General features: G+C 65.3%; 25 protein-coding genes and 1 pseudogene. 9 read left to right on the forward strand and 17 right to left on the reverse strand.

Annotation, left to right across the window (positions count from 1 at the left end):
• Positions 1–3: 3 nt before the first annotated feature.
• Positions 4–414 (reverse strand): annotated as a pseudogene (locus tag JQ592_RS16985) (NAD-dependent epimerase/dehydratase family protein); the annotation flags it as partial.
• Between the two features lie 340 nt (positions 415–754).
• On the opposite strand from JQ592_RS16985, the gene JQ592_RS16990 reads away from it, so the two are divergent.
• Both JQ592_RS16990 and JQ592_RS16995 read left to right on the forward strand, forming a co-directional pair.
• Positions 755–1,714 (forward strand): lysylphosphatidylglycerol synthase transmembrane domain-containing protein, encoded by a 960-nt coding sequence (locus JQ592_RS16990; RefSeq protein ID WP_211403965.1) that lies wholly within the window; start codon positions 755–757, stop codon positions 1,712–1,714.
• Positions 1,711–2,730, forward strand: coding sequence for a glycosyl transferase (locus JQ592_RS16995; RefSeq protein WP_211403966.1), 1,020 nt, complete (start codon positions 1,711–1,713; stop codon positions 2,728–2,730). Before JQ592_RS16990 ends, JQ592_RS16995 begins: the two co-directional genes overlap by 4 nt.
• On the opposite strand, the gene JQ592_RS17000 is transcribed toward JQ592_RS16995, so the two are convergent.
• The 6 genes from JQ592_RS17000 to rfaD form a co-directional block, all read right to left on the reverse strand.
• Positions 2,718–3,665, reverse strand: a complete 948-nt coding sequence (locus JQ592_RS17000) for an NAD-dependent epimerase/dehydratase family protein (RefSeq protein WP_211403967.1) — start codon at positions 3,663–3,665, stop codon at positions 2,718–2,720. The two genes, JQ592_RS16995 and JQ592_RS17000, sit on opposite strands and share 13 nt — an antisense overlap.
• On the reverse strand, positions 3,662–4,882 hold the full coding sequence (locus tag JQ592_RS17005; RefSeq protein ID WP_211403968.1) for a glycosyltransferase family 4 protein: 1,221 nt from the start codon (positions 4,880–4,882) through the stop codon (positions 3,662–3,664). The genes JQ592_RS17000 and JQ592_RS17005 overlap by 4 nt, the downstream gene beginning before the upstream one ends.
• Positions 4,883–4,884: 2 nt before the next feature.
• A complete protein-coding gene (locus JQ592_RS17010) occupies positions 4,885–6,798 on the reverse strand; it encodes an SDR family NAD(P)-dependent oxidoreductase (protein ID WP_211403969.1) in 1,914 nt (637 codons plus the stop codon).
• An 84-nt stretch (positions 6,799–6,882) separates the two neighbouring features.
• Complete coding sequence (locus tag JQ592_RS17015; protein ID WP_211404179.1) at positions 6,883–8,169, reverse strand: O-antigen ligase family protein; 1,287 nt, start codon at positions 8,167–8,169, stop codon at positions 6,883–6,885.
• A 20-nt stretch (positions 8,170–8,189) separates the two neighbouring features.
• Positions 8,190–9,674 (reverse strand): D-glycero-beta-D-manno-heptose-7-phosphate kinase, encoded by a 1,485-nt coding sequence (rfaE1, locus tag JQ592_RS17020; RefSeq protein ID WP_211403970.1) that lies wholly within the window; start codon positions 9,672–9,674, stop codon positions 8,190–8,192.
• A 12-nt stretch (positions 9,675–9,686) separates the two neighbouring features.
• Positions 9,687–10,667, reverse strand: a complete 981-nt coding sequence (rfaD, locus tag JQ592_RS17025) for an ADP-glyceromanno-heptose 6-epimerase (protein WP_211403971.1) — start codon at positions 10,665–10,667, stop codon at positions 9,687–9,689.
• Between the two features lie 172 nt (positions 10,668–10,839).
• Between rfaD and waaF the strand changes: the two genes are divergently transcribed.
• Positions 10,840–11,904 (forward strand): lipopolysaccharide heptosyltransferase II, encoded by a 1,065-nt coding sequence (gene waaF, locus JQ592_RS17030; RefSeq protein ID WP_211403972.1) that lies wholly within the window; start codon positions 10,840–10,842, stop codon positions 11,902–11,904.
• Positions 11,905–11,965: 61 nt separating this feature from the next.
• On the opposite strand, the gene JQ592_RS17035 is transcribed toward waaF, so the two are convergent.
• Entirely contained in the window at positions 11,966–12,349 is a 384-nt protein-coding gene (locus tag JQ592_RS17035) for a helix-turn-helix domain-containing protein (protein WP_349630466.1), read from the reverse strand.
• Between the two features lie 227 nt (positions 12,350–12,576).
• Positions 12,577–13,614, reverse strand: a complete 1,038-nt coding sequence (locus tag JQ592_RS17040; RefSeq protein WP_211403973.1) for a glycosyltransferase family 4 protein — start codon at positions 13,612–13,614, stop codon at positions 12,577–12,579.
• Between the two features lie 126 nt (positions 13,615–13,740).
• On the opposite strand from JQ592_RS17040, the gene galE reads away from it, so the two are divergent.
• The 3 genes from galE (at position 13,741) to JQ592_RS17055 (ending at position 17,412) form a co-directional block, all read left to right on the forward strand.
• Positions 13,741–14,754: a UDP-glucose 4-epimerase GalE gene (galE, locus tag JQ592_RS17045; protein WP_211403974.1), complete on the forward strand. Its 1,014-nt coding sequence runs from the start codon at positions 13,741–13,743 to the stop codon at positions 14,752–14,754.
• 116 nt (positions 14,755–14,870) lie between these two features.
• On the forward strand, positions 14,871–16,673 hold the full coding sequence (locus tag JQ592_RS17050; protein ID WP_211403975.1) for an ABC transporter ATP-binding protein: 1,803 nt from the start codon (positions 14,871–14,873) through the stop codon (positions 16,671–16,673).
• 37 nt (positions 16,674–16,710) lie between these two features.
• Positions 16,711–17,412, forward strand: coding sequence for a fumarylacetoacetate hydrolase family protein (locus JQ592_RS17055; RefSeq protein ID WP_211403976.1), 702 nt, complete (start codon positions 16,711–16,713; stop codon positions 17,410–17,412).
• Positions 17,413–17,470: 58 nt separating this feature from the next.
• Here JQ592_RS17055 and JQ592_RS17060 read toward each other — a convergent pair whose 3' ends face one another.
• The 5 genes from JQ592_RS17060 to JQ592_RS17080 all read right to left on the reverse strand — a co-directional run bounded on the left by JQ592_RS17060 (position 17,471) and on the right by JQ592_RS17080 (position 21,296).
• The gene (locus tag JQ592_RS17060; RefSeq protein ID WP_211404181.1) at positions 17,471–17,929 is read right to left on the reverse strand and encodes a YybH family protein; all 459 of its coding nucleotides are present in this window, start codon (positions 17,927–17,929) and stop codon (positions 17,471–17,473) included.
• A 141-nt stretch (positions 17,930–18,070) separates the two neighbouring features.
• Positions 18,071–18,802 carry a sulfite exporter TauE/SafE family protein gene (locus JQ592_RS17065; protein ID WP_211403977.1) on the reverse strand — a complete coding sequence of 244 codons (732 nt, stop codon included), beginning with the start codon at positions 18,800–18,802 and terminating at the stop codon, positions 18,071–18,073.
• Positions 18,803–18,993: 191 nt separating this feature from the next.
• Positions 18,994–19,923, reverse strand: coding sequence for an aspartyl/asparaginyl beta-hydroxylase domain-containing protein (locus tag JQ592_RS17070; RefSeq protein ID WP_211403978.1), 930 nt, complete (start codon positions 19,921–19,923; stop codon positions 18,994–18,996).
• Between the two features lie 146 nt (positions 19,924–20,069).
• Complete coding sequence (locus JQ592_RS17075) at positions 20,070–20,225, reverse strand: hypothetical protein (RefSeq protein ID WP_167768006.1); 156 nt, start codon at positions 20,223–20,225, stop codon at positions 20,070–20,072.
• Positions 20,226–20,372: 147 nt separating this feature from the next.
• Positions 20,373–21,296, reverse strand: coding sequence for a LysR family transcriptional regulator (locus JQ592_RS17080; RefSeq protein WP_211403979.1), 924 nt, complete (start codon positions 21,294–21,296; stop codon positions 20,373–20,375).
• A gap of 207 nt (positions 21,297–21,503) precedes the next feature.
• Here JQ592_RS17080 and JQ592_RS17085 point away from each other — a divergent pair, with 207 nt between their 5' ends.
• The 3 genes from JQ592_RS17085 to JQ592_RS17095 are packed head-to-tail and all read left to right on the forward strand — an operon-like array spanning position 21,504 to position 23,742.
• The gene (locus JQ592_RS17085) at positions 21,504–22,214 is read left to right on the forward strand and encodes an SDR family NAD(P)-dependent oxidoreductase (RefSeq protein WP_211403980.1); all 711 of its coding nucleotides are present in this window, start codon (positions 21,504–21,506) and stop codon (positions 22,212–22,214) included.
• A 16-nt stretch (positions 22,215–22,230) separates the two neighbouring features.
• Positions 22,231–22,467 carry a tautomerase family protein gene (locus JQ592_RS17090; protein WP_211403981.1) on the forward strand — a complete coding sequence of 79 codons (237 nt, stop codon included), beginning with the start codon at positions 22,231–22,233 and terminating at the stop codon, positions 22,465–22,467.
• A 30-nt stretch (positions 22,468–22,497) separates the two neighbouring features.
• Positions 22,498–23,742, forward strand: a complete 1,245-nt coding sequence (locus JQ592_RS17095; protein ID WP_211403982.1) for an MFS transporter — start codon at positions 22,498–22,500, stop codon at positions 23,740–23,742.
• Between the two features lie 24 nt (positions 23,743–23,766).
• Here the strand turns inward: JQ592_RS17095 and JQ592_RS17100 are convergent, their stop codons facing one another.
• The 3 genes from JQ592_RS17100 to JQ592_RS17110 form a co-directional block, all read right to left on the reverse strand.
• On the reverse strand, positions 23,767–24,396 hold the full coding sequence (locus JQ592_RS17100; protein WP_211403983.1) for a phasin family protein: 630 nt from the start codon (positions 24,394–24,396) through the stop codon (positions 23,767–23,769).
• Positions 24,365–25,027, reverse strand: coding sequence for a ParA family protein (locus tag JQ592_RS17105; protein ID WP_211403984.1), 663 nt, complete (start codon positions 25,025–25,027; stop codon positions 24,365–24,367). Before JQ592_RS17105 ends, JQ592_RS17100 begins: the two co-directional genes overlap by 32 nt.
• A gap of 142 nt (positions 25,028–25,169) precedes the next feature.
• Positions 25,170–26,630, reverse strand: coding sequence for a flavin-containing monooxygenase (locus JQ592_RS17110; protein WP_211403985.1), 1,461 nt, complete (start codon positions 26,628–26,630; stop codon positions 25,170–25,172).
• Positions 26,631–26,647 lie beyond the last annotated feature (17 nt).

Here is a 26,647-nt window from a genome sequence, read left to right on the forward strand (position 1 = left end):
ATCTCAAACCTTGAAGTAGTCCCGATACCAGGTGACAAAATTGCGGACCCCCTGCGCGATCGGCGTTGACGGCGCAAAGCCGGTGTCGCGCATCAGGTCCTCGACATCCGCGAACGTTTCCAAAACGTCTCCCGGCTGCATCGGCAGCAATTCTTTGATCGCCGTCCGACCCAGCTCCTGCTCCAGGAGACCGACGACATGCATCAGTTCCTCGGGGCGGTGGTTACCGACATTGTAGACCTTAGACGGCGCATTTGCGGCAGCCGGATCATCCGCAGGCACCCGATCGATCAGCTTGGACACGACACGGGTGACGTCGTCAATACAGGTGAAGTCGCGGCGCATCCTGCCATGGTTAAAGAGCCGGATCGGCCGTCCCTCCATGATGGCATTCACAAACGGAAACATGGCCATATGCACGACGTGCGTGAATCGATGGCGCGCCAGCTGCCGGGCGAGGTGAAAGCCGATGAATCCGGCGGCACCCGTGACCAAAGTCGCCTGATCCGTCATCCTGTTCCCGGGGACCCGATCCCCGGCCTTTCTGCGCCTCTTTAGCCGCCGCATCGCGAGGGTCGCAAGTGCCGCCCGGCCCGTCATAACGGCCGTTCATGACCGCCGCTTATAACCGCTCCTATCACCCCTCCTATCACCGCTATTGCAAGATCGGCGCCAAGACCATACCAAAGCGGCCGAATTCGGCGCCTCGCGTCGGGTTGCCACAATCTTCGCAAACCCTGTTCATGCGGGCGAGATGCGCCGAATCCTGCTGTCGACGGCCAAGATCCTGATTTCCGGGGCGCTGCTCTATTTGGCGCTGCGCAAGGTCGATCTATCCGAACTGTTTTCGCGTTTCACCGTGACCAGCCTGTTCTGGATCGGTCTCGCGATCGCGATCACGTTCCTGCAGATCTTCGTCGGCGTGCTGCGCTGGCGCGAGATCAGCGCCGAATGCGGCGCGCCGCTCGAGCTCGCCCGTGCGATGCGCTACAACGTGATCGGCTCGTTCTTCAACCAGACCCTGCCCTCCGCGATCGGCGGCGATGCGGTCCGGCTGTGGCTGGTCGCGCGTGCCGGCGCCGGCTGGCGCGCGGCGACCTACTCGATCTTCGTCGACCGCGCGATCGGCCTGATCGCGCTCGCGATCCTGATCGTCGCGAGCCTGCCCTGGAGTTACGCCCTCATCACCGATCCGCACGGGCGCTCGGCGCTGCTGCTGGTCGACCTCGCCGCGCTGGCGGGTGGTCTCGGCTTCCTGGTCTTCGGCGCGCTGAAGTGGCGCTGGCTGAAAACCTGGTGGGCCACGCATCACATCCACGCCTGCGCCGTGATCGCGAACCGCGTGATCTTCAGCCGCGCGCGCGGACCGATCGTCGCAATCCTGTCGCTCGCCGTGCACGTGCTCACCGTCGTCATCGCCTGGTGCGTCGTGCAGTCGATTGCCGCGCCGGTCAGCTTCGGCAACGTCTTCCTTCTCATCCCGCCCGTGATGCTGATCACGATGATGCCGATCTCGATTGCCGGCTGGGGCGTGCGCGAGGCCACCATGGGCCTCGCCTTCGGCTTCGCGGGACTTGCCGCAAACGAAGGCGTCAACATCTCGCTGCTGTTCGGCGCGGTGTACTTCATCGTCGGCGCGGTCGGTGGCCTCGTCTGGATCCTCAGCGCGGAGAAAGCCGCGCAAGGCTCGGCTCAGCTCGGAGTGCCGGAGTGAACCCGGCCACCGAAGCCGTCGCCGCCGCACCCTCGCTGCTGGCTGTTGCGATCGCCGCGCTGACATCGGCGCTCGTCACCTGGACCAGCCGCCCCCTGCTCCAGCGTTACGCGCTGGCGCGGCCCAATGCGCGTTCCTCGCACCGCATCCCGACCCCGCAGGGCGCGGGCATCGCGGTGATCTCGGCGACGCTGCTGGTCGCATCCGTATGGGCGGCCTGGGCGAACGTCGCGATCCCGCCGGCGCTGGTCATTGCGACGATCGCGATCGCCCTGGTCGGTTTCGCCGACGACATCGTATCGCTGCCGGTGACGGTGCGGCTCGTGCTGCAGGCGGCGGCCGTCGGCGCCGTCGTGTTCACTGCGCCCGAGACCGCGCGTATCGTGCCGGCGATGCCTCTTGCACTGGAGCGCGGACTCATCCTGCTCGCCGGAATCTGGTTCGTGAACCTCGTCAACTTCATGGACGGGCTCGACCTGATGACGGTCGCCGAAGTCGTGCCGGTCACCGCGGCGCTGCTGCTGCTCGGATGGCTCAGCGATCTGTCCTGGCCGGCCGCACTCGTCGCCACCACGCTGTGCGGCGCCATGCTCGGCTTCGCGCCCTTCAACAAACCGGTCGCAAAAGTGTTCTTAGGGGATGTCGGCAGCCTGCCGATCGGCCTCCTGCTCGGCTGGTGCCTGCTCGAGCTCGCCTGGCACGGGCAAGCGGCCGCGGCACTGCTGCTGCCGGCCTATTACCTCGCCGATGCCACCATCACGCTGTTTCGCCGCATCGCGCGCCGCGAGCAGTTCTGGTCGGCGCACCGTTCGCATTTCTATCAGCGTGCGACCGACAACGGCTTCGGGGTCCCGCGCGTGATTGCCGAGGTGTTCACGCTCAACCTCGTGCTGGCAATGCTTGCCATCGTCTCCGTTCGCGCCGGCTCGATGTCGGTCACGATCGCCTCGCTGCTCGCCGGCGCGATCGCGGTCGGCTTCGTGCTGCGGCGTTTCTCCCGCCCTCAAGTCTCCTGAGCCGACAGCGCAAGCAGCAGGCCCTCGTCGAGCGAGACCTCCGGCTGCCAGCCGGTTGCGATCGCCTTGGAGACGTTGAGCTCGAGCGAGCCGATCAGGCTGTCTTGCGTATCCCGCCGTCCCATCACGTTGAGCAGCATGCTGAGAAGACCCGGCGGCACGTGGAACAGTCGCGGGCTCTTGCCGGAGGCCCGCCCCAGGCGCTCGATGAACTCGGGCGTCGAGACCTGTTCCCTGTCCGCCACCAGGAAGATCTCGAAATTGCTGTCGGGGTCGGGATGGGCGAGCCGGCGCAGGATGAACGACGACAAGTTCTGCACGGCAAGGAAGGCGCGGTGATTGCGGATCGCGGCAAAGGGCAGCGGCAGCCCCAGGCTGACCGCACGCGTCAGCAGCGCGAAATTGCCCTTGGCGCCGGCGCCATAGACCAGCGGCGGCCTGATCACCGAGATCTTCATGTCGCCGTTGCGCGCCAGCGTCCTCAACCCCGCTTCGGCCGCGGCCTTGGACATGCCGTAGAGGCCGCGCGGCGTCAGGGTGTCGTCCTCGCTGAAGGGGGCACGGCCTTCGTTGCTGCGACCGTGCACGAGCACGGTACTGACGAAGATGAACTGGCGCACGCCGGCCGCCGCCGCCGAGCGCGCCAGATGCAGCGTGCCGGCGATGTTGACGTTGCGGTAGAGCTGAACGTCGTACTCGTCCTGCGTATGATGCACGCGCGCGGCGAGATGGACGACGGCGTCGACGCCTTCGAGCGCCGCCTGCCAGTTGGTCTCGGGACCGATCGTCTCGATCACGACCTCGTCCTCGGCGCCTCCAGGGCTGCGCACCGCGCGGCGCACCGACCAGCCCGCGCGTACGAGCGCGGGCACGACATGACGGCCGACAAAACCGCTCGCCCCTGTCACCAGCACGACTGGTTTGCTCTCGCTCATCGCGGCTCCGAAAGGTCCGGGTTGCGCAACAATTCGTCGACCAGAGCGGCATATGCGTTCATCGCGGTGGCGCGATCGAACCTCGCCGCCGCCTTCACCGCGCGCTCGGCCATGGCACCTTCGTCGGAACGGGACGCTGCACGAATTGCGTCTGCGAGCTGATCGGTGCGGCCAGGCGTCACGACCCAGCCCAGCCCGTTCTCCACCACCGTCAACGCGGCCTCGGCCTCCGGCTCCGAGACCAGCGCCACGGGACGGCCGACCGCCAGCAGATTGTAGAACCGGCTCGGCACCGACACCCCTGCAACGTCCTTGCGGTATGGAATAATCCAGAGATTGGCCGACGCCAGAAACGCCTCGAGCTCGGCGTCCTCGACCCGCGCCACGAAGGACACATTGGGCAGGTTTGCTTCTGCCTGCAACTGCTTCAGCCGCGCGAAGCCGATGCCCCAGCCCGACAGCAGGAAATGGATGTCCGGCTCACCCTTAAGCAGGCGCGCCGCCTCGAACACGATCTCCGGATCATGGGTGAAGCCGAGATTGCCCGACAGGCCGACGACGAAACGTGCGGAGAGTTCTTTCCGGAACGGATTGTCCTGCGACAGCGGACGCGGCCCGGGCACCAGCGTCGCCCAGTTCGGGATGAAGCGGATCTTGTTCCGCCTCATGCCGGAATAGCTCAGCAGCGGCCGCTCGGCGTCGCGGCCGATGGTGATGACGGCGTTGAGCGCGCGGAACATCAGGCTGTTGGCGAAGCGCATCGTCCGCGCCACGAGCGAACCCGGCTTCAGCAGGCCCGCCATCACCAGCACGTCGGGAAAGAGGTCGTGCATGATCAGCGCCGAGCGCGCGCCCTTGAGCCATGCGGCGGCGGCAACGGCATAGGGCAGCATGAACGGCGCGGTGACGGTGAGCACGACGTCACCTGCCTTAAGCTCCCGCATCAAGGCAAAGAATGTGCGCGCCACGAACAGCAGCTCGGACACCCCGCGCCGCACCAGCGCCGCCTTTCCCGCCATCCGGTTCTTGACCGCGACGACGCGCGGCTTGCCGGGGCCAGTCTGCGAGGCCGGCAGCGCGCCTGGCGAGCCCGACAGCACGACGACCTCGTGATCGACGGCGAGACGGCAAGCGATCTCCGCCATGATCGCCGCGGTCGTGCTCGGATCCGGCGGATAGTGCTGGCTAGCGACGACGATCTTGCCTTGGGTCTGCATGGTCAGGCCGCGGTCGACCCGAATTCCGGGACCGCATCCTTCAGGATGGTCCTGATCGTGGCGCGATCGTCGCGGGCGATCGCCTGCTCCAGCGCGGCGATCCATTTGCGCAGCGTCTGCATCGGCGGCTCGTTCGGCTGCGCCGCCATGATGCCGGCAACGCCGATCTCGCGGGTCGGCTCCTCGGAGGCGAACAGGATCTCGTGCAGCCGCTCGCCCGGCCGCATGCCTGTGAACACGATCTCGATGTCGTAGCCCGGCTGCAGGCCGGAGAGGCGGATCATGCGCTCGGCGAGATCGACGATCTTCACCGGCTGGCCCATGTTGAGCACGTAGACCGACACGTCAGGGCGCGCCGTTCCGAGCGCATGCGTTGCCGCCGTGATGACGAGGTCGCAGGCCTCGCGGATGGTCATGAAGTAGCGGACCATGTCGGGATGCGTCACCGTCACCGGGCCGCCGGCCTCGATCTGGGCCTTGAATTTCGGCACCACCGAGCCGTTCGACGCCAGCACGTTGCCGAACCGCACCGAGATCAGCCGCATCGGCGGCTTGGCACTGCTGCTGCCTGCGGCAAGATCGTGGTCGAGCGCCTGGCAGTACATCTCGGCGAAGCGCTTGGTGAGGCCGAGCATCGAAACCGGCTCGATCGCCTTGTCGGTCGAGATCATCACCATGCCCTCGGCGCCGGCGGCGTGCGCGGCATCGGCAACGTTGATCGAGCCGAAGATATTGGTCTTGACGCCCTCGCTCCAGTCGCGCTCGAGGATCGGCACGTGCTTGAGGGCAGCGGCGTGGAACACGATGTCAGGCTTGAACCCGGCCATCAGACGCATGATGCGCTCGCGGTCGCGGATGTCGGCGATCCGTCCTTCGATCGCGGCGGCTGTACCGTGCGCGGCGAGCGCCTCCGTGACCGCGTAGAGCGCGGGCTCGGAATTCTCGACGATCAGCAGGCGCGCGGCGCCGAAGGCGACGACGCGCTCGCAGATTTCGGAACCGATCGAGCCGCCGCCGCCGGTGACGATCACCGCCTTGCCCCTGATGAGGGCTTCGAGGCGCGCATAGTCGATGCTCTCGCTCGGCCGCAGCAGGAGATCCTCGACCGCGACGGCCGTGAGGCGCGGCGTATCGCCGCTCTCCAGCGACGGCATGCGGTTGACGATCACGCCCAGCTTGCGCGCCCGCATCAGGACCGATTCCGGATGCGCCTCCGGCTCGAACGCCGAGGGTGTCATCACGAGGCGCGCAATCGGCTTGTTGCGCTTGGCGAAGTCGGCGATGACGTCCTCGACGTCGTCGATGCCGCCGAGCACCGGCACGTTGCGGATCAGCTGGCCGCGATCCGAGCTCGACGGCGACAGCACGCCGACCGGCCAGATCCGCTTGATCGCCCCGCTCTCGATCCCGCGCAGCAGTACCTCGGCATCCGCGGCGCGGCCGATCAGCAGCGTCGGCGCCGCAGCGTCGGTGCGGGCATGACGCCGCACCCGCGTATAGCGGAAGTAGCGGTAGGCCATGCGCAGCGCGCTGAGGAAGGCGATCTCGAGGAACCAATAGAGGACGATCGTCACCTTGCCGAGGAAGAAGGCGCCGCGGACGTTGGGGGCGACGAAGATGTAGTCCAGCGCGAGCAGGGCCACCGTCAGCACGCTCGCGACGCGGATGATGTTCAGCGCGTCCGGCAGCGAGATAAAGCGCCATTTCGTCGTGGTCAGATTGAAGACGAAGAACACGACCACGCTGAAGGCGAGGAAGTAGGGCAGGATCTGGAACAGCAGCGGCAGACGGTCGTAGAAGCCTTCGCTACCCTCGAAACGCAGATAGAAGGCGACGAACAGCGCCGCCGTGGTCGCCAGCAGGTCGTGGAGCGCGATCATGAAATTGCGCAAAGTGAGATGCGAAAGACGCGTCATCCGCCGACCGATAAATATCCCGTTGGGTGCAACCTGACCGCGCTGATAGCCCATCTTAACAGGACTTGCCAGCCGCGCGGCCGTTCAGGAACCGGCTTCCCCCATCTTCGCCTCGGCCTGTTGTGCCCGGATCACCATGCCGCCGGCAACGCCGACGCCGATGACGTACATCCAGCCCTCGTGGAAATCGAACAGATGGGAGTTGAACAGCGAGGTGAAGACGTTCTGAACCACGACCAGCAGGCCGACCCAGTTGGCGAGGCTGTCGCCGCGAAACAGCAGGAGATGCAGGATCCAGATCGTGTAGAGACTGACGATGCCGATGACACCCCATTGCACGGCGACGTTCAGCGTCTGGTTATGCGGGTTTCCGATCACCTCGGCGGAGGCCAGGGGCTGACCACCGGGTGTGGCGGCGCGCTCGAACAATCCGCGCGTCGAGCCCGTGCCGTGCCCCACGATCGGCGCCTCCGCGAAGAAGCCGAGCGACTTCCGCCAGAATTCGAGCCGCAGGCCCGCCGAGGTCGGCGCGCCCTTCTCCACATAGCGCGTGTAGTCGCTGGCAAAGCTGTCAACGGTCCTGCGCAATTGCGGCGAGGCCTGCCAGGCGAGAGCTGCGCCGGCGAGCAGAGCCGCCGAGATGATCGCGATGTTGCGCCAGCTCAAATGAAGCAGCGCGAACACGGCGAACATGATCGGAACGGTGACGAGGGCGGTGCGCGACACCACCACGAAAGCCATGTTGACGAAGAAGCTGAGCGCCAGCGCGGTGAGCAGCCCGGCAAGCCAGTAGCGCTTCTCGCGCAGCAGCATCACGACCGGATAGGCGAGCGCGACCGCGCACAGCGCGAATTCCTGGCTCTGGTCGATGTAGTTCTTGACGAAGATGCCGCGCTCGGGCGGATCGTTCTTGAGCGCGAGGTTCGGGTGGAGGGCGACCAGCCAGGACATCACCGACAGCAGCGCGCAGGACACCAGGAAGGCGACGAATATCCAGCGTCCGCGCGGCGAGCGCTCGAAATGGTAGAGCAGGACCGGCAGCACCAGCAGCTTGACGGTCGGATTGACGGCATAGAAGCGCGCGCCCCAGGCCGCGTCCGACCACAGCGTGCCGACCAGCGCGAGCAGGACCAGCGCAATCGGCGCAGCGCAGATCGGACGCGTCAGCGATTGCAGGAACGCGCGGACGTCGAGAAACGGCACCATGCAGAGGAGCATCAGGGCATTGAAGATCCCCGCCAGCGACGTCGACCAGGGCAGCGAGGCCGCGGTCAGGATGGCGAACAGGTCGACCATCTCGCTCCAGGCTGCCGGGCTGCGCAAGCGGCGCGACAGCATCTGGCCGGCCGTCTCCCGGGCCAGCGTCGTCACTTGACCCGTCACCTGAGCGGTCACTTGGCCCCTCCCCGCGCGCGATGCACCAGGGCCGTCGTGCTGAAACCCTGGAGGATGTCGACCAGCACGACCACTCCGCCCGCGGCCTCGACCACGTCGTAGCCGACCACCTGCTCGCGGGTGTAGTCGCCGCCCTTCACCAGGGCGCTCGGCTTGATCCGGGTGATCAGGTCGATCGGCGTGTCCTCCTCGAAGATGACGACGAGATCGACCGCTTCCAGCGCGGCGAGCACCTCGGCGCGCGCACGTTCGTCCTGGACCGGACGATCGGCGCCCTTCAGCCGCCGCACCGAGGCGTCGCTGTTGAGGCCCACGATCAGACGATCGCAGGCGGCGCGCGCCGCGGTCAGCACCTTGACGTGGCCGGGATGCAGGATGTCGAAGCAGCCGTTTGTGAAGCCGACGCGCAGGTCCTGCCGCCGCCACTCGGCGAGTTGCGCATCGAGCCCGCCCGGCTCGAGCACGATCTTCTCCTCGGCCGCAAGATAGGCGTGCGGCAGGATCTTGCGCCGCAGCTCGGCCGTGCTCACGCTGGCGGTGCCCTGCTTGCCGACGGCGACGGCAGCGGCGGCGTTGGCGACGCGCAGCGCCGTGTCCCAGTCCGCGCCCGCCGCGAGCGAGACCGCAAGCGCGGCGGCGACGGTGTCACCGGCGCCGGAGACGTCGCGCACCTTCACCGGGACAGCCGGAACGTGAACCGCCTCGCCGCCACGCGGCACCAGCGTCATGCCGTGCTCGCCCTGCGTGACCAGGATCGCCTCGCAATCGGCGAGCCGCATCACGTCCTCGCTGGCGTCGACGATACTTTGCGGCGTGTCGGCGCGGCTGCGGGTGGCTTCCGCGAATTCCTTGCGATTGGGCGTGAGCAGCGTCGCGCCGCGATAGATCGCCCAGTTCAGGCTCTTGGGATCGACGATCACCGGCTTGCCGAGTTTTCGCGCAGCATCGATGGTGTGGCGGATCACGCGCGCGGTCAGCACGCCCTTGGCGTAATCGGACAGCAGCAGGACGTCGGCGCGCGCGATCTGCGGCAGGATCGCCTCGATCAGCTCGGTCTCGATCGCGTCGGAGGCAGGCGCCGCCTGCTCCCAGTCCGCGCGCAGCATGTGCGTGGAAAAATGCTCGGAGACGAAGCGGACTTTTCGCGTGGTCGGCCGCGACGGATCGCACACCAGCACGCTTTCGATTGCACCATGCTCGGCCAGCGCCGATGCCAGCCGCTTGCCCGCATCGTCCTCGCCGACGAGGCCGACGAAGATGCAGCGCGCGCCGAGGGACACGATATTGCGCGCGACGTTGCCGGCGCCGCCGATGTGGATCTCGCTGCGCTGGGCGGCGATGACCGGCGTCGGCGCTTCCGGCGAGATCCGCGACACCTCGCCATAGACGAACTCGTCCAGCATGATGTCGCCGATGCAGAGCACCGTGCGGGCTGAGATCGTTTGTGCAAGCGCGTCGAAATCGAGAATGGGCGTCGCCATGTTCAAAAAGCCTCAGCGGAAGCGGTCGGGCCGGTCGAGGTAGTCCCCGACATAGGCTTTCACCGCGTCCTCGAGCGGCGTGAAGCCGCCGTTATAGCCGGCGCGGCAGAGGCGATCGACCTCGCTCTGGGTGAAGTACTGGTACGCGCCACGGATGGTCTCGGGCATGTCGATGTATTCGATGTTGGGCCTGGTGCCGAGCGCGGCATAGGCAGCGAGCATCAAATCCTTGAAGCTGCGCGCCTTGCCGGTGCCGACATTGAAGAGCCCGGAGACCGAGGGCGTTGCCAGCAGCCACATGATGACGCGCACGACGTCGTCGACATAGATGAAGTCGCGGCGCTGGTCGCCGTCGGCGATGCCCTCGCGATGCGACTTGAACAGCTGCACGACGCGGCCCGCCTTGACGTCGTCGAAGCGGCGCGCCAGCACGCTCATCATCGAGCCCTTGTGGTATTCGTTCGGACCGAACACGTTGAAGAATTTCAAGCCCACGCATTGCGGCGGGAGCGGATCGCCGTTCGCGACGCGCCCGGCGACCGCGAGATCGAACATGTGCTTGCTCCAGCCGTAGAGATTCATCGGCCGCAGCTTCTTCAGTGCCGGCAACGAAGCGTCGTCGCCAAAGCCGGCCTCGCCGTCGCCATAGGTCGCGGCCGAGGAGGCATAGATGAACGGCACGGCGCCCGCCGTGCACCAGTCGAGCAGGCGCATCGACATCCGGAAATTGGTCTCGAACACGTGGTCGCCGTCGGTCGCGGTGGTCGCGGAGATCGCCCCGAGATGGATGATGGCATCTAACTTGCGGCCCTTCAGCCAGTCGAGCAGCTCGGCCGGCGGGACGATATCCACAAGCTGGCGCTTGGCGAGGTTGCGCCACTTGCCGTCGTTGCCGAGCAGGTCGCACACCACGACGTCGCTGCGGCCGGCGTCATTCAACGCGGCCACGACATTCGATCCGATAAAACCGGCCCCGCCGGTCACCAGCAACATTCCAACTACCTGCCCGATTTTCTTAAGGTCCGATCCTGCCGTAGCGCATCATCTGCCAAAGTGTAAGCATTTTGGGCAGGCGCTTTTGGGTTAGCGCTCTCCCTGCTTTACGTTCCGGCCCGGAGCGGCTAACCGAACCGCCATATCAGCTCGCCTTCGGCCCTATTAACGAATGAACCAAGATTCGCAACTTAGTGGACACGCAGATCGGGACGACACGCGCCCTATCCTGATCATTCCCTACATGTGGATCGGCGATTTCGTCCGGAATCACACCGTGGTGCGGGTCCTGAAGGAGCGCTGGCCGAATCGGCCGGTCGATCTCTTGACCACGTCCCTGTGCGCTCCCCTGGTCGATTACATGCCCGGCGTGCGGCAGGGGATCGTCTGGGACCTGCCGCGCAGCCGGCTGGCTGTGGGCCGGCAGTTCGGCCTGGCCAAGCTGCTGCGCGAGCGGACCTATGGCACCGCCCTGGTGCTGCCCCGGACCTGGAAGGCGGCCATCGCGCCGGCGCTGGCCGGTATCCCCGAACGGATCGGCTTCGTCGGCGAGTTCCGGTTCGGCCTGCTCAACCGCTGGCGCTGGGGCGAGAAGAAGTTGCCCCGCTTCATCGACAAGAACGCTGCGCTGGCCCAGCCCGACGGCGCCCCCCTGCCCCCGGAATGGCCGGTGCCGCAATTGCGCGTTCCCGCCGAGGAGATCGTGCGCTGGCGGCAGGCCAACGGCCTCAGCGCCGGCGCGGCGATCGCGCTCGCCCCCGGCTCGGTCGGTGTCTCAAAACGCTGGACCTATTATCCGGAGGCCGCGCGGCTGCTGGTCGAGCGCGGCCTCGAGGTCTGGGTGGTCGGCGGCCCCGCCGAAAAGGGCCTCGCCCAGGAGATCGTCGCGGCCGGCGGCCCGGGCGTCCGCGACCTCACCGGCAACGACCTTCGCAACGGTGTGCTGGCCATGGCCGCGGCGGGCGTCGCCATCTCCAACGATTCCGGCCTGATGCACATTGCAGCCGCGCTCGGCACGCCCACCATGGGCATCTTCGGCCCGACCAGCCCCTACCTCTGGGCCCCGTTGAACGGCCTTGCGGCAACAGTGCTGCAGGACAAGGAAGTGCTATCCTGCCAGCCCTGCCAGAACACGATCTGCAAGATGAACGACCATCGCTGCATGCGGGACATTGCGGCGAGCGAGGTGGTGGGGATTGCGCAGCGGGTGCTGAGGGAAGCGGGGGCGCCGGTTTAGCCGTCACCTGCGAGGACGGCTCGTATCTTGGGGACGTCAGCGTCAGAGTTCGCCGGCAGAACTATGCAGATGCACGCCCCAGCTCATATTGAGCTGTCAGAGCACCAATCGGAATATTCCATTCCTTGCTGATGGTCCGGATCATCTCCAGTGTCAGCGGGCGGACGCGATTCAAAATCTCGGACGCGCGATTGCGTCCAATCAACGCCGCCAATTCTGCCTGCGATCGCCCCATTGACTCGATTGCGAAATGGAGGACGTCGATCGGATCGCCGTGAGTGGTCGCGAAGTGATTGTCTTCGTATTCCCTGATGAGCGACGACAATACCTCGAAGCGATCACCATCAGGCGTACCGGGTGTCGGCTCGACCTCGAAATAGCGGGATACTTCGCGGATGGCCCAATCATAATCCTGTTCGTTGTGGAGCGGCTTTACGTCCATCATCACACGGTCTCCGCGTCTATTCCGTCATACTCTTCGTGCGTGCCGACAGGACAACTCGGAAAGTTTTTGGACGATACCAGTCTACAGGTGTTTTGCCCGACGGGTCAAACCTGCTTCGTAAAATCAGCAGACGATTGAACCACCCGCCAAGCCATTGATTCCCTTATGCCCGGCTACTGTGCATGGGGTTGTTTTCGCTGTTATTGTTTGCGACCGCCAACCGGCGCTCACAGCAGCGGCCGATAGACCCCGCCGATCCGCGCCGCTTCCGCATCGAGGCTGAATTTTTCGAGCACCCGCGCCCGCCCCCGCTCGCCCATCACTGTGGCAGCGGCCACGTCGCGCATCAGCGGCTCGAGTGCTGCCGCGAGCGCGTCGGCATCTCCCGTCGGGATCAGCACGCCGGTGACACCATCCTCGACCACGAGCTCGGCAGCTCCAGCGCGTGCGGCGACCAGCGCACTTCCCGTCGCCATCGCCTCGATCAGCGTCAGGCCAAAACCCTCGTTGCGTGAGGTGAAGGCGTAGATCGTCAGCCGCTGATACCAGCGCTGTACCGCTTCGATCGGCAGCTCGCCGGTGATGACGATGCGCGATTGCAGGCCGGCTGCCTCGATGCGCTTCTTCAGGTCATTGGCAAAGGGCGTCTGCTCGGGCGTGACCTGCCCGACGATGACGGCGGTAAAGTCCGGGTAGCGCGGCAGCAAGCGGCACATCGCATCGACGAACACGTCCGTGCCCTTCTGTGCCCGCACGCGGCCGAAGCAGCCGATGGCGTAGCGGCCCGGCAGCGCGGCTCCCGCGAAGGCCGCCGCGCGATCGGTCGGCGGCGCGTAGACGTCGGTGTCGACGCCATGCGGGATCACCGTCGCCTTCACCCTCAGGAACGAGGCCGAGATGTCACTCGTCGCGATGATCGCGTCCATGCGCCGGATCAGCCAGCGCGTGATCCAGCTGTGATGCCGCTGCGCCGCCGAGGTGAACACGAGTTTCAGCGGCCAGCCGAGCGCGCGCAGCACGACGCCCGCGATCATCTCGTTGTTACGGCGCGCATGCCAGATCAGCGGCGCCTTGCGGCGCCACAACCGCAGCAGATCAGCGCCGCTGAGCCGCGCGATCCCCTCCGGCGCGTCCGAGCCGAACCAGGCGGCGCGATACAGTTTCGCCAGCCGCGGCGCGACCATCCGGTTGGTCGCGGTGACCCCGGAATAGCGCCTGTGCAGATTTGGCACGATCACCTCGAGATCGCCCTGGGAATTCGCCACGTCATGCTCCGTTTCGAAAGGTCCCTATACGCAACATTAAGCATAGTGACCAGTTCGGGGCCGCCGATACCCCCTCTTCACCACGCAAGCGCTAGCTTTGTGCGTTGATCGAGGACGGGTGAGACCATGACTGTGCTAGTCACCGGCGGCGCCGGTTATATCGGAAGTCATACGGTCCTGGCGCTGGCGGAGGCCGGCGAGGACGTCGTCGTGATCGACGATCTCTCCACCGGTTTCTCTGCGTACTTGCCGGAAGGCGTGCCGCTGTTCATCGGCGATGCCGGCGACGAGAACCTGCTCGAGGGCGTGATCGCCCAGCACAACATCGAGAGCATCATCCATTTCGCAGGCTCGGTGGTCGTGCCGGATTCGATGCGCGATCCGCTCGGCTACTACCGCAACAATTTCGTCACCGCGCGCAACCTGCTCAGCGTCGCGGTCAAGCGCGGCATTGGCCGCTTCATCTTCTCCTCGACCGCGGCGGTGTACGGCAATCCGGACCAGGTGCCGGTGCCCGAGCACGCTCCGACGCGGCCGCTGTCGCCTTACGGCTCGTCGAAGCTGATGACCGAGATCATGCTGCACGACGTCGCCGCCGCCTACGGCATGCAGTACGTGACCTTGCGCTATTTCAACGTCGCCGGCGCCGATCCGCAGGCGCGCATCGGCCTTGCCACCGTCGGCGCCACGCATCTGCTCAAGATCGCGGTGGAGGCCGCGACCGGACAGCGCGCCAAGATCGACGTGTTCGGCACCGACTATCCGACCCCGGACGGCAGCTGCATCCGCGACTTCATCCACGTCACGGACCTGTCGCAGGCCCATCGCTCGGCGCTCGCCTACCTGCGCAACGGCGGCGCCTCGACGACGCTGAATTGCGGCTATGGCCGCGGCTATTCGGTGCTGGAGACCATCGACGCCGTGCGCCGGGTGTCCGGGCGCAGCTTCGCCGTCCAATATGCCCCGCGCCGGCCCGGCGACATCATGACCATGGTCGCCGACACCAGCCGCATCCGCGGCCTGCTCGACTGGAAGCCGCAATATGACGACCTCGAGACCATCGCGGCCCATGCGCTGGCCTGGGAGGACAAGCTGTTCCGAGAGCGCCATGGCGAGCTCCGCCAGGCCGTCTCGGCCTAGATTCCGTCCGGACGCAAGCCCTTAATTGGGCTTGAAAAACCCCGCTTGAGCGGGCACAGAGACCATTCGATCCCTGACGCGCGGGCAGGCTTCCCTGCGCCGTCAATGGACTACGGATGGCCCAGTTTCCAAAGAAAATCACCGACGATCCCTATGCGGCAGCGGTCCTGATTCGCCGCCTGGTCACCGAACAGGGCATCGTCTACTGGCGGCGCTACCTCGTCGCCTTCGCGCTGATGGCGCTCGCCGCGGGCTCAACCGCAGGCGCGACCTATGTGCTCGGCCAGGTCATCAACCAGGCCTATGTCGACAAGAACATCCCGGGCATCGCGATGTTCTCGGGGATCACGGTGCTCCTGCTCTTCATCAAGGGCGTGGCGACCTACGGCCACATGGTGATCCTGACCAAGATCAGCAACGCGATCCTCGCCACCAACCAGCGCCAGCTGTTCGCAAAGCTGATGCGCGAGAGCGTCGGCTTCTTCTCCGAGCGGCATTCGTCCGAGTTCCTGGCGCGGCTGACGGCCGGCGCAAAATCCATCACCGACGTGCTCAACATGCTGGTCAACGCCATCGGGCGCGACCTGTTGATGCTGCTCGCCATGATCGGCGTGATGGTGTGGCAGGATCCGCTGATGTCGTTCATCGGCCTCGTCGCGGTGCCGCCGGCGATGCTGGTGCTGCGCAAGCTGGTCAAGCGCATCAAGGGCCTCGCCTTCAACCAGTTCACCGGCACCGCCGACATCATGGAGACGATGCAGGAATCGCTGCAGGGCATCCGCACCGTCAAGGCGTTCACGCTCGAAGACACCATGCAGAAGCGCATCGACGAGAACATCGCGATCGTCGAACGCAACGCCAACAAGATGGCCCGCGTCGCCAACCGCTCCAACCCGCTGATGGAGATGTTAGGGGGCTTCGCGGTCGCCGGCTGTTTGCTTTACGGCGGCTACAGCGTGGTCGCGCTCAACGCCACGCCCGGCGCGTTCTTCTCCTTCATGACCGCGTTCCTGATGGCGACCGAGCCGGCCAAGCGGCTGGCGCGTCTCAACATCGACCTCAACAGCCAGCTCGTTGGCGCACGCATGCTGCTCGAAATCGTCGACAGCCCCGCGAGCGAGCAGTCCGACGACGACAAGCCGGCGCTGAAGCTCTCCGACGCCCGGATCGAGCTGCGCGATGTCAGCTTCTCCTATCGCTCGGGCGAAACCGTCCTCAACCGCATGAGCTTCGTCGCCGAGCCCGGCAAGGTGACCGCGCTGGTCGGCCCCTCCGGCGGCGGCAAGTCGACCGTGCTGGCGCTGCTCTTGCGCTTCTACGAGGTGATGCAAGGCGACATCGCAATCGACGGCCAGTCGATCGCTTCGGTCTCGCGCAAATCGCTGCGCGCCCAGACCGCCTATGTCGGCCAGGACGTCTATCTGTTCCGCGACACCATCCGGAGCAACATCGCCTTCGGCAAGCCGGGCGCGAGCGAGGACGAGATCATCGCGGCGGCGAAGGCGGCCTGCGCGCATGATTTCATCATGGGCTTCCCGCTCGGCTACGACACGCCGGTTGGCGAGCACGGCACGCAGCTCTCCGGCGGCCAGCGCCAGCGCATCGCGGTGGCGCGCGCGCTGCTCAAGAACGCGCCGATCATCCTGCTCGATGAGGCCACCGCCGCGCTCGATTCCGAATCCGAGCGGCAGGTGCAGGAGGCGATCGAGCATCTCTGCCAGAACCGCACCACCATCGTGATCGCGCACCGCCTGCACACCATCATGCACGCCGACAGCATCCTGGTGGTCGAAGGCGGCGAGATCGTCGAGCAGGGCCGCCACGACGAGCTGCTGCGCCGCGGCGGGCGCTATGCTTCGTTCTTCCGCCTGCAACATCGCGACGCCGGCGCTCTGGCGCCGATCAGCGCAACCGCATAGAGTTCCTTATCAACCTCAAGAGCAGCGAGACCGCTCCATGAACGCCGCCTCCTACGTCATCCCGCTTCCGCCCCAGGCTTCGCTTCCCGTCGTCGGAGAGAGTGGCCGTTTTCCGGTGCGCCGCATCTGGTGCGTCGGCCGCAACTATCTCGAGCACATCCGCGAGATGGGCAATGACGAGCGCGCCCCGCCGTTCTTCTTCGCCAAGCACGCCGACATGCTGGTGCCCGACGGCGCCACCATTCCCTATCCGCCGCTGACCAAGGACCTGCATCACGAGGTCGAGCTGATCGTCGCGCTGAAGAGCGGCGGCCTCAACATCCCCGCCGACAAGGCGCTGGACCACGTCTACGGCTATGCCGTCGGCATCGACCTCACCCGCCGCGACCTCCAGATCGCCTCGCGCAAGAAGGAGCGCCCCTGGGAGATCGGCAAGTCGTTCGATGGCTCCGCGCCCGCCTCGGCATTGCAGCCTGCCTCGAAGATCGGCCATCCCTCCAAGGGCAAGATCTGGCTCACCGTGAACGGCAAGGAAGCCCAGACCGGCGATCTCGAGCAGATGATCTGGAACGTGCCGGAGACGATCTGGCAGCTCTCCCAGCAGGTGAAGCTCGCCGCCGGCGACATCATCATGACGGGCACGCCGGCCGGCGTGTCGCAGCTCCAACCCGGCGACAAGCTCGAATGCGGCGTCGACGGCGTCGGCACGCTGAAGGTGAGCATCGGCCAGCCGGAATAGGCTGCACGACATATCGAAATCGAAAGGCCCCGGACGTATCCGGGGCCTTTTGCATTTTCTACCAGGCCTTCACCGGCCGATTGGCGTGGCTGGCCTGCGGGACGCCGCGATTGAGCGACATGTGCGAATGCACGCACAGCCAGCCGTCGCCATCTCTTGAAAACACCATGGTGGCGCGGCCGGGGCGTGGAAACGCGCTGCCGTCGGGATGATAGCCCGTGCTCGTCCACGGCGCGATCACGGTCGCCATCGTGCCGTCCGCAGATGCGAGGATCGAGGTCTGATCGAGGACGAAACGGAAGTCCGCCGTCTTCGGCCAGACATTGTCCCATTGCGTTGTGACCCATTGATCGAGGCCGGGAATGACGTCGTTGTGCGTGCCGAAGGCGAGCACTTCGGGGTGGAAAAGCGGCCTCGCCGAGGCATAGTCGACCTCGCGGACATAGCCCGCGAAGGTGTCCAGCCACTGGCGGAAGAACTGCGTGATCTCTGCATTCGCGGTCGGCAAGGGCGCCATCGCCTGCTCCATGTTGGCCACAAGGCCTCCACCCTTACATCACAGCGCGTCTGATGTCCGCCATGTTGCTGGTAGCGGAGGCAAGCCCATCGTTTCTGGCGTTGCCCGCAGCCAAGCAATCGACGCCGTGCCGATGCCAGTTTACGTTCGCAAATAGGGTAGGAGCAAAAGCTGAAGGCCAGCCATGCCCAGGATCGCTGCCAGAGCGCAACGTGTCATCCTCTCCGACAACCAGCGCAAACCTATCAATGTCCCGAGCATCGCACCTACAAGCGCCGCCAAGGCATAGAGCCAAGTCTGCTCGGAAGGGGCTTGACCAGCATATGCTGCGCCGAGAAACCCCAGAACCGAATTTGCCAAAATGAAAGGCGCTGAGAGCGCGGCCGTCTGTTTCGGCGAAGCCCAGCGCAGCGCAATCAAGATCGGTGCCAGGAAGATCCCGCCACCAACACCAGTAAGCCCAGACACGAGACCAACCGCCGCGCCGACAGCGAAGGCGCCGCGCAACGGCATCGATCGATCTTGTGCTCCCTGACGTACGTGACCAACAGCAAGGATTGCCGCCGCGAGCAAAAGCACAATGCCGGTAAGAGCCTTGTACAGATGCGCATCAAGCACGATGAACCCGCCGACAAGAGCGGCCGGCAGCGACGCGGCTAGCAACGGACGGAGTTTGGTCCAGTCGACCAAACGACCGCGATTGAAAAGCCAGGTGGAGTACGTGGCAGCAACGATATTCAGCAGGAGGGCCGTCGGACGCATCTCAGCCGGAGGGAACGAGGCGAACGCCATCAAGGCGAGAAACGCCGTACCGCCAGCTTGGCCCACCGTTGCGTACAACAGCGAAATGACCGCAAATAGCACTGAGAGCATTCTGCCTACGTACAACGTAGGCGGCCGAGACTACAAAGAAAAAAGCCCCAGAAATCACTCCGGGGCTTTTTCGTAGGGCGGATCAGCACCGTAGCCCGGATGAAGCGAAGCGCAATCCGGGACTCTCTCGGCGCGACAAAGGCCCCGGATTTCGCTTCGCTCCATCCGGGCTACGTACTTCGCTGATCGGCTTACCGCAGCGCCGACAGCACGATCAGGCCGAGGATCAGCGCCGTCAGCGAATATTTCAGCGTGTAGTAGACGTTGCGGTTCCACTCCTTGACCTTGCGGCTGGCGAGATGGATCTCGTAGAGCTTGCCGAACACCTTGTTGAGCACGCCGACATTCTCGCCGTCGACGTTCTGGGTCGCCGATGCCTTGACGATGTGATGGCTGACCCAGCGGTTGATCGCGGTCATGAAGCCATACTTCATCGGGCGCTCGACGTCGCAGAACAGGATGATGCGGTTGACTTCGGTCGCATTCTCGGCGCTGTGGATGAAGGTCTCGTCGAACATGAAGGCCTCGCCGTCGCGCCAGACGCATTCGACGCCGTCGACGAGGATGCGGCACTTGTTCGAGTTCGGCGTGACCAGGCCGAGATGATAGCGCAGCGAGCCCGCGAACGGATCGCGGTGCGCCCCTAACTTGCCGCCGGGCGGCAGCATCGCGAACATCGCGCCATGCACGCTCGGGATCGACTTGAGCAGCTCGACCGTCTTCGGGCACAGCGTGTTCGCCGACGGCAGGAAGTCGTCGTACCATTTCAGGTAAAACCGCTTCCAGCCGCTCTTGAAGAACGAGTAGAAGCCCCAGTCGTTGTTCTTGGCAGCGGCGCGGATGAAACCCTCGTCGAACAGGCGCACAGCCTCGTCGCGGATGGTCTCCCAGTTCTCGCTGAGGGGCTTGAGCTCCGGAAACTGCTCGACCGCGATCACCGGCCTGTTCGGCACGGCCGAGCCGGCGTACATCAGTACGTTGTAGGGCGCGAGATAGGTCGAGTGGTCGCCAAGCTGGCGCGCGAAGCGCAGCCGCTGCTTGCCGCGGAAGTGAACGTAAATCGTCGATGCCGCAAGCACATACAAAATGACGAGTTGCGGCGCAAAAAGCTGTTTCAGCATTTCCCCAAGTTCCCAGGTGACCCAGCCGGGGACGTCATCTACTCCCGCCCGGCCCGAGCGGCAAGATATTCACCGGTGGGTTGCAATCACGCCGGGGAGAGCAAGGGGGATGGAACCTAGGGCCGAACCGGCCGAAACGAGCCGAATCAGACCCGCGACAGCGCCTGCAGACCCTTGAAGGTCAGGCGTTTGGGATCGGTGACGCCGGCGAGATAGAGCCGGCGAATGAATGCGATGACGGCGTCACGGTCGCAATCGGTCAGCGCGACGACGGCGTCGACCGCGATCTTCTGGGCTTCCATTGGGCTCACCTCGGCCTTGCGAGTAACCCCGGCCGAGACAGGCTAGGACTCATCCGTTAAATCGGCGTTAACCGTTTTGGAACCATCGCCGATTCAACCGACCGGCCGTATACGCAAAACAACGCATTGCGGACGGCGCGAAGCGGCTCAGCGCGCCTTGATGCTCTTCTTCAGCAGCGCAAACTGCTTCTTCAGCCGCGGCACGGCGAAGTCAGTGAAGGCCCGCACCTTGGGCACCGAAAGCCTGCCTTGCGGGCAGATCAGATGCGCCGGCATCTCCGGATCCTCGTCGTCCGCCAGCACGATCTCGAGCTCGCCGCGCGCGACCTGCTCGGCCACCTGGTACGAATACATCCGCGCCACGCCGCGCCCGGCCACAGCGGAGGCCACCGCCGCATAGGTGCTGTTGACGACAAGGCGCGGGGTGAACTGCACGGTGCGCGGTGCCGCTGAGCCGACTTGCGCCGCAAAGGTCCAGGAATTGGGCAAATGCGCCATCGCGACGATCTGGTGCTTGGCGAGATCGCCCGGCTCAGTGATGCGCGGATGCTGCTTCAGATAGCGGGGAGCTGCCACGACGACACGGCTGATCCCGCCGACCCGCATCGCCACCATCGCCGAATCCGCCAGCGGACCGATGCGAAGCGCGACGTCGACGCCCTCCTCGATCAGGTTGACCGCACGGTCGAACAACAGCAGCTTGGCCGACACGGTCGGATAGGCGTCGAGAAACGCATCGAGGATCGGCCGCAGCACCATTTCGCCTGAGACCACGGGGGCCGTGATCGTGAGCAGACCGCGCGGCGCCGTACGTGGTCCTGCCGCGATGTCCTCGGCCTCCTCCAGCTCGGTGAGCACGCGGCGGCAGATCGCGACGTAGCGCTCGCCCTCCTCGCTCAGCTTGATCGAGCGTGTCGTCCGGTGCAACAGCGCGGCACCGACCCGCTCTTCCAGAAAAGCGATGGCGCGGCTCACCGCCGCCGGCGAGCGGCCGAGCTTGCGCCCTGCGGCAGCCAGGCTGCCCTCGTCCACCGCGAGGACGAACACCTTCATCGCATCCAGACGATCCATGCCAGTCCCGCCCCCGAGTTTTCGGCTGCAAACTAGGCGTTCGCTGCAACCGCGACAACCGTCGCCGGGCGCCGATCCGGCATTCGTTCGCGCCGCGAAAGAGTGTCTGCCGGGCAGCGGATATTCGCAAGCAAGCCGCCGCAGCGTACCTCAACGCGCAAGCCAGCCGCTGCTGGCGCAGGTTCAAACCAACAACAGGAGCCCGTCATGGGTATCGAGCAGAAGGTCGCCATCATCACCGGTGCATCGCAGGGTATCGGCGCCGCCCTGGTCCAGGGTTTTCGCGATCGCAACTATCGCGTCGTCGCAACAGCGCGCTCCATCAAGCCGTCGGGCGACGACGACGTCCTCGCCGTTGCCGGCGACATCGCCGACCGGTCCACCGCCGAGCGCGTAGTCTCGCAGGCGGTCGCCCGCTTCGGCCGCGTCGACACGCTGGTCAACAATGCCGGCATCTTCGTCGCCAAGCCCTTCACGCAGTACACCGCCGAAGACTATGCGGCGGTGATGGGCACCAACGTCGCGGGCTTCTTCAACATCACGCAGCTCGCCGTCGCCGAGATGGAGAAGCAGGGGTCCGGCCACGTTGTCCAGATCACGACCACGCTGGTCGACCACGCCAATTCCAACGTGCCCTCGGTGCTGGCCTCGCTAAGCAAGGGCGGGCTGAACGCCGCGACCAAATCGCTTGCGATCGAATACGCCAGGCGCGGCATCCGCGTGAATGCGGTGTCGCCCGGCATCATCAAGTCGCCGATGCACCCGGTCGCGACGCATGCGCAGTACGGCGCGATGCATCCCGTGGGCCACATGGGCGAGATGTCCGACATCGTGGATGCCGTGCTCTATCTCGAACGTGCCTCCTTCGTCACCGGCGAGATCCTGCATGTCGACGGCGGCCAGAGCGCCGGCCATTGAGCGGAGGAGAACCACAATGCCCATCGTCACCATTCAAGTGACCCGCGAGGGAACGACACCGGGCGCGGCGTCGCTCACGGCGGAGGAGAAGGCCGCGCTGATCAAGGGTTCGAGCCAGCTCCTGCTGGACGTGCTCGGCAAGCCGCTCGAGTCCACCTTCGTCGTGATCGAGGAGGTCGACACCGACAATTGGGGCTGGGGTGGTCTGCCCGTGCAGGAATTCCGCCGCCGCCGCGCCGCCCAGACAGGATGACCCGCGCGCCATCGCGCGCAAGAGGATGACATGACCAGTGCAGATACGAAGCGACACGTCGAGACCCGGCCGCACCCGCGGCCGGGCTCAGACTCACAATCAACTTCACAAAGAACTTGGCGATACGCCGTGGCGGGCTTGTCCGCATCGCTGGTCGGACTCGGGCTCGCCCGTTTTTCCTATACACCGCTGATCCCGGCCCTGATCGCGGCAAAATGGTTCAACGCATCCGATGTCGTCTACCTCGGTGCGGCGAATCTTGCCGGCTATCTCGCCGGCGCGCTCGCGGCACGCGCCATCGCCACCCGGATCGGCGCAGTCCGCGCACTGCGGGCGATGATGCTGCTCGCCACCCTCTCGCTCTTTGCGAGCTCCGCTCCGGTGTCGTTCACCTGGTTCTTCGCCTGGCGCTTTCTGTCGGGCCTGACCGGCGGCATCATCATGGTGCTGGCAGCGTCCGTCATTCTGCCGCACACCTCGCCCGCAAGGCGCGGCATCGTCGGCGGCGTGATCTTTGCCGGCGTCGGGCTCGGCGTCGCCGCGTCGGGGACGCTGGTGCCGCTGCTGCTGCAACAAGGCTTGCAGCAGAGCTGGTATGGCCTCGGCATGCTCTCGGCCGTGCTGACGCTCGCGAGCTGGTGGAACTGGCCTGCGGAAGCCAAGGCTGATGCTGCGCCTTCGCATCAGGCGAAGCACCATCGCAGCTCGCCGGCCGCCCGTGCGCTACTGGTGCAGTACGGCCTCAATGCCGTGGCGCTGGTGCCGCACATGGTCTTCATCGTCGATTTCGTGGCGCGGGGGCTCGGCCAGGGCATTGCCGCGGGATCGCGCTACTGGGTGCTGTATGGCCTCGGCGCGATCGTCGGCCCGCTCGCCACCGGCCATCTCGGCGACCGCTCCGGATTCGGCCCGGCTCTGCGCGCGGCGTTTCTGATCGAGGCGGCGGCCGTGCTGCTGCCGACCGTCAGCACCGAGCCTCTCTCACTGATCGTGTCGAGCGTGGTGGTCGGCGGCTTCACGCCGGGCATCGTACCGCTGGTGCTCGGACGCATCCACGAGCTGGTGCCTCATTCGACCGAACAGCAGCGCGCGACCTGGAGCCACACCACCACCAGCTTTGCGCTGTTCCAGGCGGCCGCCGCTTACGGCTTCTCCTGGATCTATGCGCAGACCGGCGGGGACTATCTGGTCCTGTTCGGCCTCGGCGGCGGCGCGGTGGTGCTTGCGCTCGCGATCGATCTCGGCCGCGCCCTGGTCGTCCCGCGCAGATCCTGAGCGCGATGACGGCAGGCGAGCGCATTACCTGTCACTGGGCTTTGTCATGCTTTGAGTAAGCGAGCTCAGCAACTCGGCTTGCTTCAGGACCAACTCACATTGCTTTCGCGCATGCGTGCCCGACAGCTCAACCAACTCCGCCAGCGTTCTTGCACGGCCTAGCTCCCGCACATATTCCAAGGTCGCGCCCGCATTGACCTTCATCAGTTCGAGCACGACGCTGCGACACTCGGCTGCCGTTCCAATCGCGTCGATGAGGTCGCTTTCCGCGACGACAGTTCCATTGGCCTCTGATGTCACACCGGCCAGCCGTGACTTTGCGAGGTCATTGGCGTAGTTGAGCGTAGCGCTCATGCCGTCCAGGGCGCGAGCTTGATACTCCTTGGCCATGTCCACGATCAGATCAGTGGTGGTACTGCTCGGAGGTTCAGGTCTTGCAACGATGACGGTGGCCGCTTCTTGTACCGGAACAGTCATCGGAGCAGGCGCTTCTTGCGCGATCTGCGGCGCATCTTGGGGGAAGACGGCGACTGAGCCCGGCGGCATGGCCAAGCCCTCGTCGACCGCACGGCTCACTTCCGCTGCCAGTTCCAGCAGCGAGCGACGCCCGGCGCGTGCAACGTCAGCAGGCAGCTTTGAGCGCGCTTTTCCCATAATCGTCCGACTCCTCGGCCAAGTGCGCCGCGATCCAACCCCACAAACCGACAATTTCGTTCGAAGCTTTGCCCGCCGGTGCGAACTCCGTCACACCCAACCCTGCTCCGAGCGCATCCTGGTGATCGTTACGCTGCGCAATAAACGGGAGTGCAAGCACGCCGAGCGTGCTTAGCGATGTGGCAGCTTCGCTCAGCCGGCACCCCCGCGTCGGCGTCTGATTGAGGATGAACGCAAATCGGCGGTTGAGCCTGCGAATGGCGATCAGTGTAGGGATTGCGGCTTCGATATCGGCCGGGCTCGGGCGCGCCGGGATGAGGCAGAGATCGGCGCAGGCGATGACGCGCATCGCCAGGCTGTTGGCCGTGGCAGCTGTGTCGATGATGGCAAGCCAGACGCCTTCGGCCTTCAGGCGCGCGATCAACGGTTCGATCTCGGCAGGATCGGTAACGCGCTCAACGCGAGGATAGGGCTGCTCGCGGCGCTCTCTCCATTTCGAGATCGTACCTTGCGCGTCCGCCTCAATGAGAGCGACGCGCTCCGCACGCTGCATTGCTGCCACCGCCAGTCCAACGGAAAGCGTACTCTTGCCGCTTCCGCCTTTTTGCGTGACCAGGGCAAGGACGTGCATGTCCCGCGCTCCCCTCAAGACCACAACGACGCGGAACTCAGACGTTGTCGGAAATAAACTTCTTGCAGTGCAAAAACACTACCGCAAGTCGCGATTCGTCTCAAGCGAACGCGAGGCTATCCCGGTATCCTACGTAGCAGGATCAGGAGTATTGCATCACGCCGTCATCGATCCGGCCGAAGCGCAGGGAGACGATGTCGAACGCGTAGTTCTGGTACAGCCGCCACGGCCGCTTCGAACCCTGCTTCGGCATCTTGGCGACCGAGCGCTGCACGTAGCCCGAGGTAAAATCGAGCGAGGGCTGCGCGGTGATTTCGGGATCGTCATTGTGCGGCATGCACTGCCGGAAATTGTGCCGGTCCATGTAGTTGATGAGCCGGCAGACATATTCGCAGGTGAGATCGCATTTCAGCGTCCAGGACGCGTTGGTGTAGCCGAAGGCCGACGCCATGTTCGGCACGTCGGCATACATCATGCCCTTGTAGGTCAGCGTCTTGGCGAAATCGACGGCGCGGCCATCGACGCTGACCTCGAGACCACCGACGACCTGGAGTACCAGCCCCGTCGCCGTCACGATGATGTCGGCGGCAAGCTCGCGGCCGTCCTTCAGGCGGATACCGTCGCGCGTAAACGTGTCGATCTCGCTGGTGACGACGGACGCCCGCTGCTCGCGGATCGCCTTGAACAGATCGCCGTCGGGAACGAGGCACAGACGCTGGTCCCAGGGATTGTAGCGCGGCGTGAAATGGGTCGCGACGTCGTAGTCGGGGCCCAGCGCCATCTGCACGCCCTTGAGGATCAAGTCCTTGACCTTCGCAGGCCTGCGCCGGCTGAGCTGGAAGAAGAACATTCCCCACATCACGTTGCGCCAGCGGATCAGATGATAGGCAAGGCGCGCCGGCAGATTGCGGCGCAGCTTGTTGGCGACGGGATCCTGCGCAGGGCGCGACACCACGTAAGTCGGCGAACGCTGCAGCATGATGACCTGCGCCGCCTGCTTGGCGAGCTCCGGCACCAGCGTCACCGCGGTCGCGCCGGAGCCGATCACGACGACGCGCTTGCCCGCGTAGTCGATGTCCTCGGTCCATTTCTGCGGATGCACGATGCGCCCCGAGAAATCCGCCGTGCCCTTGAACTCCGGCGTGTAGCCCGCTTCGTATTTGTAATAGCCCGAGCACATGAACAGGAAATTGCAGGTGAAGCGCACGAGCTCGGTTGCGCCCTCCCCCGTGATGCGCTCGGCCTCGACGGTCCAGCGCGCATCCGGCGTTGACCACGCCGCGCGCTTGACGTGATGGCGGAAGCGGATGTGCTTCTCGATACCGTTCTCGGCTGCGGTCTCGCGCACATAGTTGAGGATCTGCGGCCCGTCGGCGATCGCCTTCGGATCGGTCCACGGCTTGAACGAATAGCCGAGCGTGAACATGTCGCTGTCGGAGCGGATGCCGGGATAGCGAAACAGGTCCCAGGTGCCGCCGATGCAGTCGCGCCCCTCCAGGATGACGTAGCTCTTGGCCGGACACTTGGTCTGCAAATGATAGCCTGCGCCGATGCCTGATAGCCCGGCGCCGACGATGAGCACGTCGAAATGTTCTTGTTGCATGGCTTCCTCCGCCGAGG

It is taken from the genome of Bradyrhizobium iriomotense (assembly GCF_018129405.1).
Taxonomy (GTDB): Bacteria; Pseudomonadota; Alphaproteobacteria; order Rhizobiales; family Xanthobacteraceae; genus Bradyrhizobium; species Bradyrhizobium iriomotense_B.

Excerpts from the sequence above, each read along its gene's own strand:
- JQ592_RS16990 (WP_211403965.1), top strand. The coding sequence starts at position 755 with ATGCGCCGAATCCTGCTGTCGACGGCCAAGATCCTGATTTCCGGGGCG.
- JQ592_RS17000 (WP_211403967.1), bottom strand. The coding sequence starts at position 3,665 with ATGAGCGAGAGCAAACCAGTCGTGCTGGTGACAGGGGCGAGCGGTTTT.
- JQ592_RS17005 (WP_211403968.1), bottom strand. The coding sequence starts at position 4,882 with ATGCAGACCCAAGGCAAGATCGTCGTCGCTAGCCAGCACTATCCGCCG.
- JQ592_RS17010 (WP_211403969.1), bottom strand. The coding sequence starts at position 6,798 with ATGACGCGTCTTTCGCATCTCACTTTGCGCAATTTCATGATCGCGCTC.
- rfaE1 (WP_211403970.1), bottom strand. The coding sequence starts at position 9,674 with ATGGCGACGCCCATTCTCGATTTCGACGCGCTTGCACAAACGATCTCA.
- rfaD (WP_211403971.1), bottom strand. The coding sequence starts at position 10,667 with ATGTTGCTGGTGACCGGCGGGGCCGGTTTTATCGGATCGAATGTCGTG.
- waaF (WP_211403972.1), top strand. The coding sequence starts at position 10,840 with ATGAACCAAGATTCGCAACTTAGTGGACACGCAGATCGGGACGACACG.
- JQ592_RS17035 (WP_349630466.1), bottom strand. The coding sequence starts at position 12,349 with ATGATGGACGTAAAGCCGCTCCACAACGAACAGGATTATGATTGGGCC.
- galE (WP_211403974.1), top strand. The coding sequence starts at position 13,741 with ATGACTGTGCTAGTCACCGGCGGCGCCGGTTATATCGGAAGTCATACG.
- JQ592_RS17050 (WP_211403975.1), top strand. The coding sequence starts at position 14,871 with ATGGCCCAGTTTCCAAAGAAAATCACCGACGATCCCTATGCGGCAGCG.
- JQ592_RS17055 (WP_211403976.1), top strand. The coding sequence starts at position 16,711 with ATGAACGCCGCCTCCTACGTCATCCCGCTTCCGCCCCAGGCTTCGCTT.
- JQ592_RS17060 (WP_211404181.1), bottom strand. The coding sequence starts at position 17,929 with ATGGCGCCCTTGCCGACCGCGAATGCAGAGATCACGCAGTTCTTCCGC.
- JQ592_RS17065 (WP_211403977.1), bottom strand. The coding sequence starts at position 18,802 with ATGCTCTCAGTGCTATTTGCGGTCATTTCGCTGTTGTACGCAACGGTG.
- JQ592_RS17070 (WP_211403978.1), bottom strand. The coding sequence starts at position 19,923 with ATGCTGAAACAGCTTTTTGCGCCGCAACTCGTCATTTTGTATGTGCTT.
- JQ592_RS17075 (WP_167768006.1), bottom strand. The coding sequence starts at position 20,225 with ATGGAAGCCCAGAAGATCGCGGTCGACGCCGTCGTCGCGCTGACCGAT.
- JQ592_RS17080 (WP_211403979.1), bottom strand. The coding sequence starts at position 21,296 with ATGGATCGTCTGGATGCGATGAAGGTGTTCGTCCTCGCGGTGGACGAG.
- JQ592_RS17085 (WP_211403980.1), top strand. The coding sequence starts at position 21,504 with ATGGGTATCGAGCAGAAGGTCGCCATCATCACCGGTGCATCGCAGGGT.
- JQ592_RS17090 (WP_211403981.1), top strand. The coding sequence starts at position 22,231 with ATGCCCATCGTCACCATTCAAGTGACCCGCGAGGGAACGACACCGGGC.
- JQ592_RS17095 (WP_211403982.1), top strand. The coding sequence starts at position 22,498 with ATGACCAGTGCAGATACGAAGCGACACGTCGAGACCCGGCCGCACCCG.
- JQ592_RS17100 (WP_211403983.1), bottom strand. The coding sequence starts at position 24,396 with ATGGGAAAAGCGCGCTCAAAGCTGCCTGCTGACGTTGCACGCGCCGGG.
- JQ592_RS17105 (WP_211403984.1), bottom strand. The coding sequence starts at position 25,027 with ATGCACGTCCTTGCCCTGGTCACGCAAAAAGGCGGAAGCGGCAAGAGT.
- JQ592_RS17110 (WP_211403985.1), bottom strand. The coding sequence starts at position 26,630 with ATGCAACAAGAACATTTCGACGTGCTCATCGTCGGCGCCGGGCTATCA.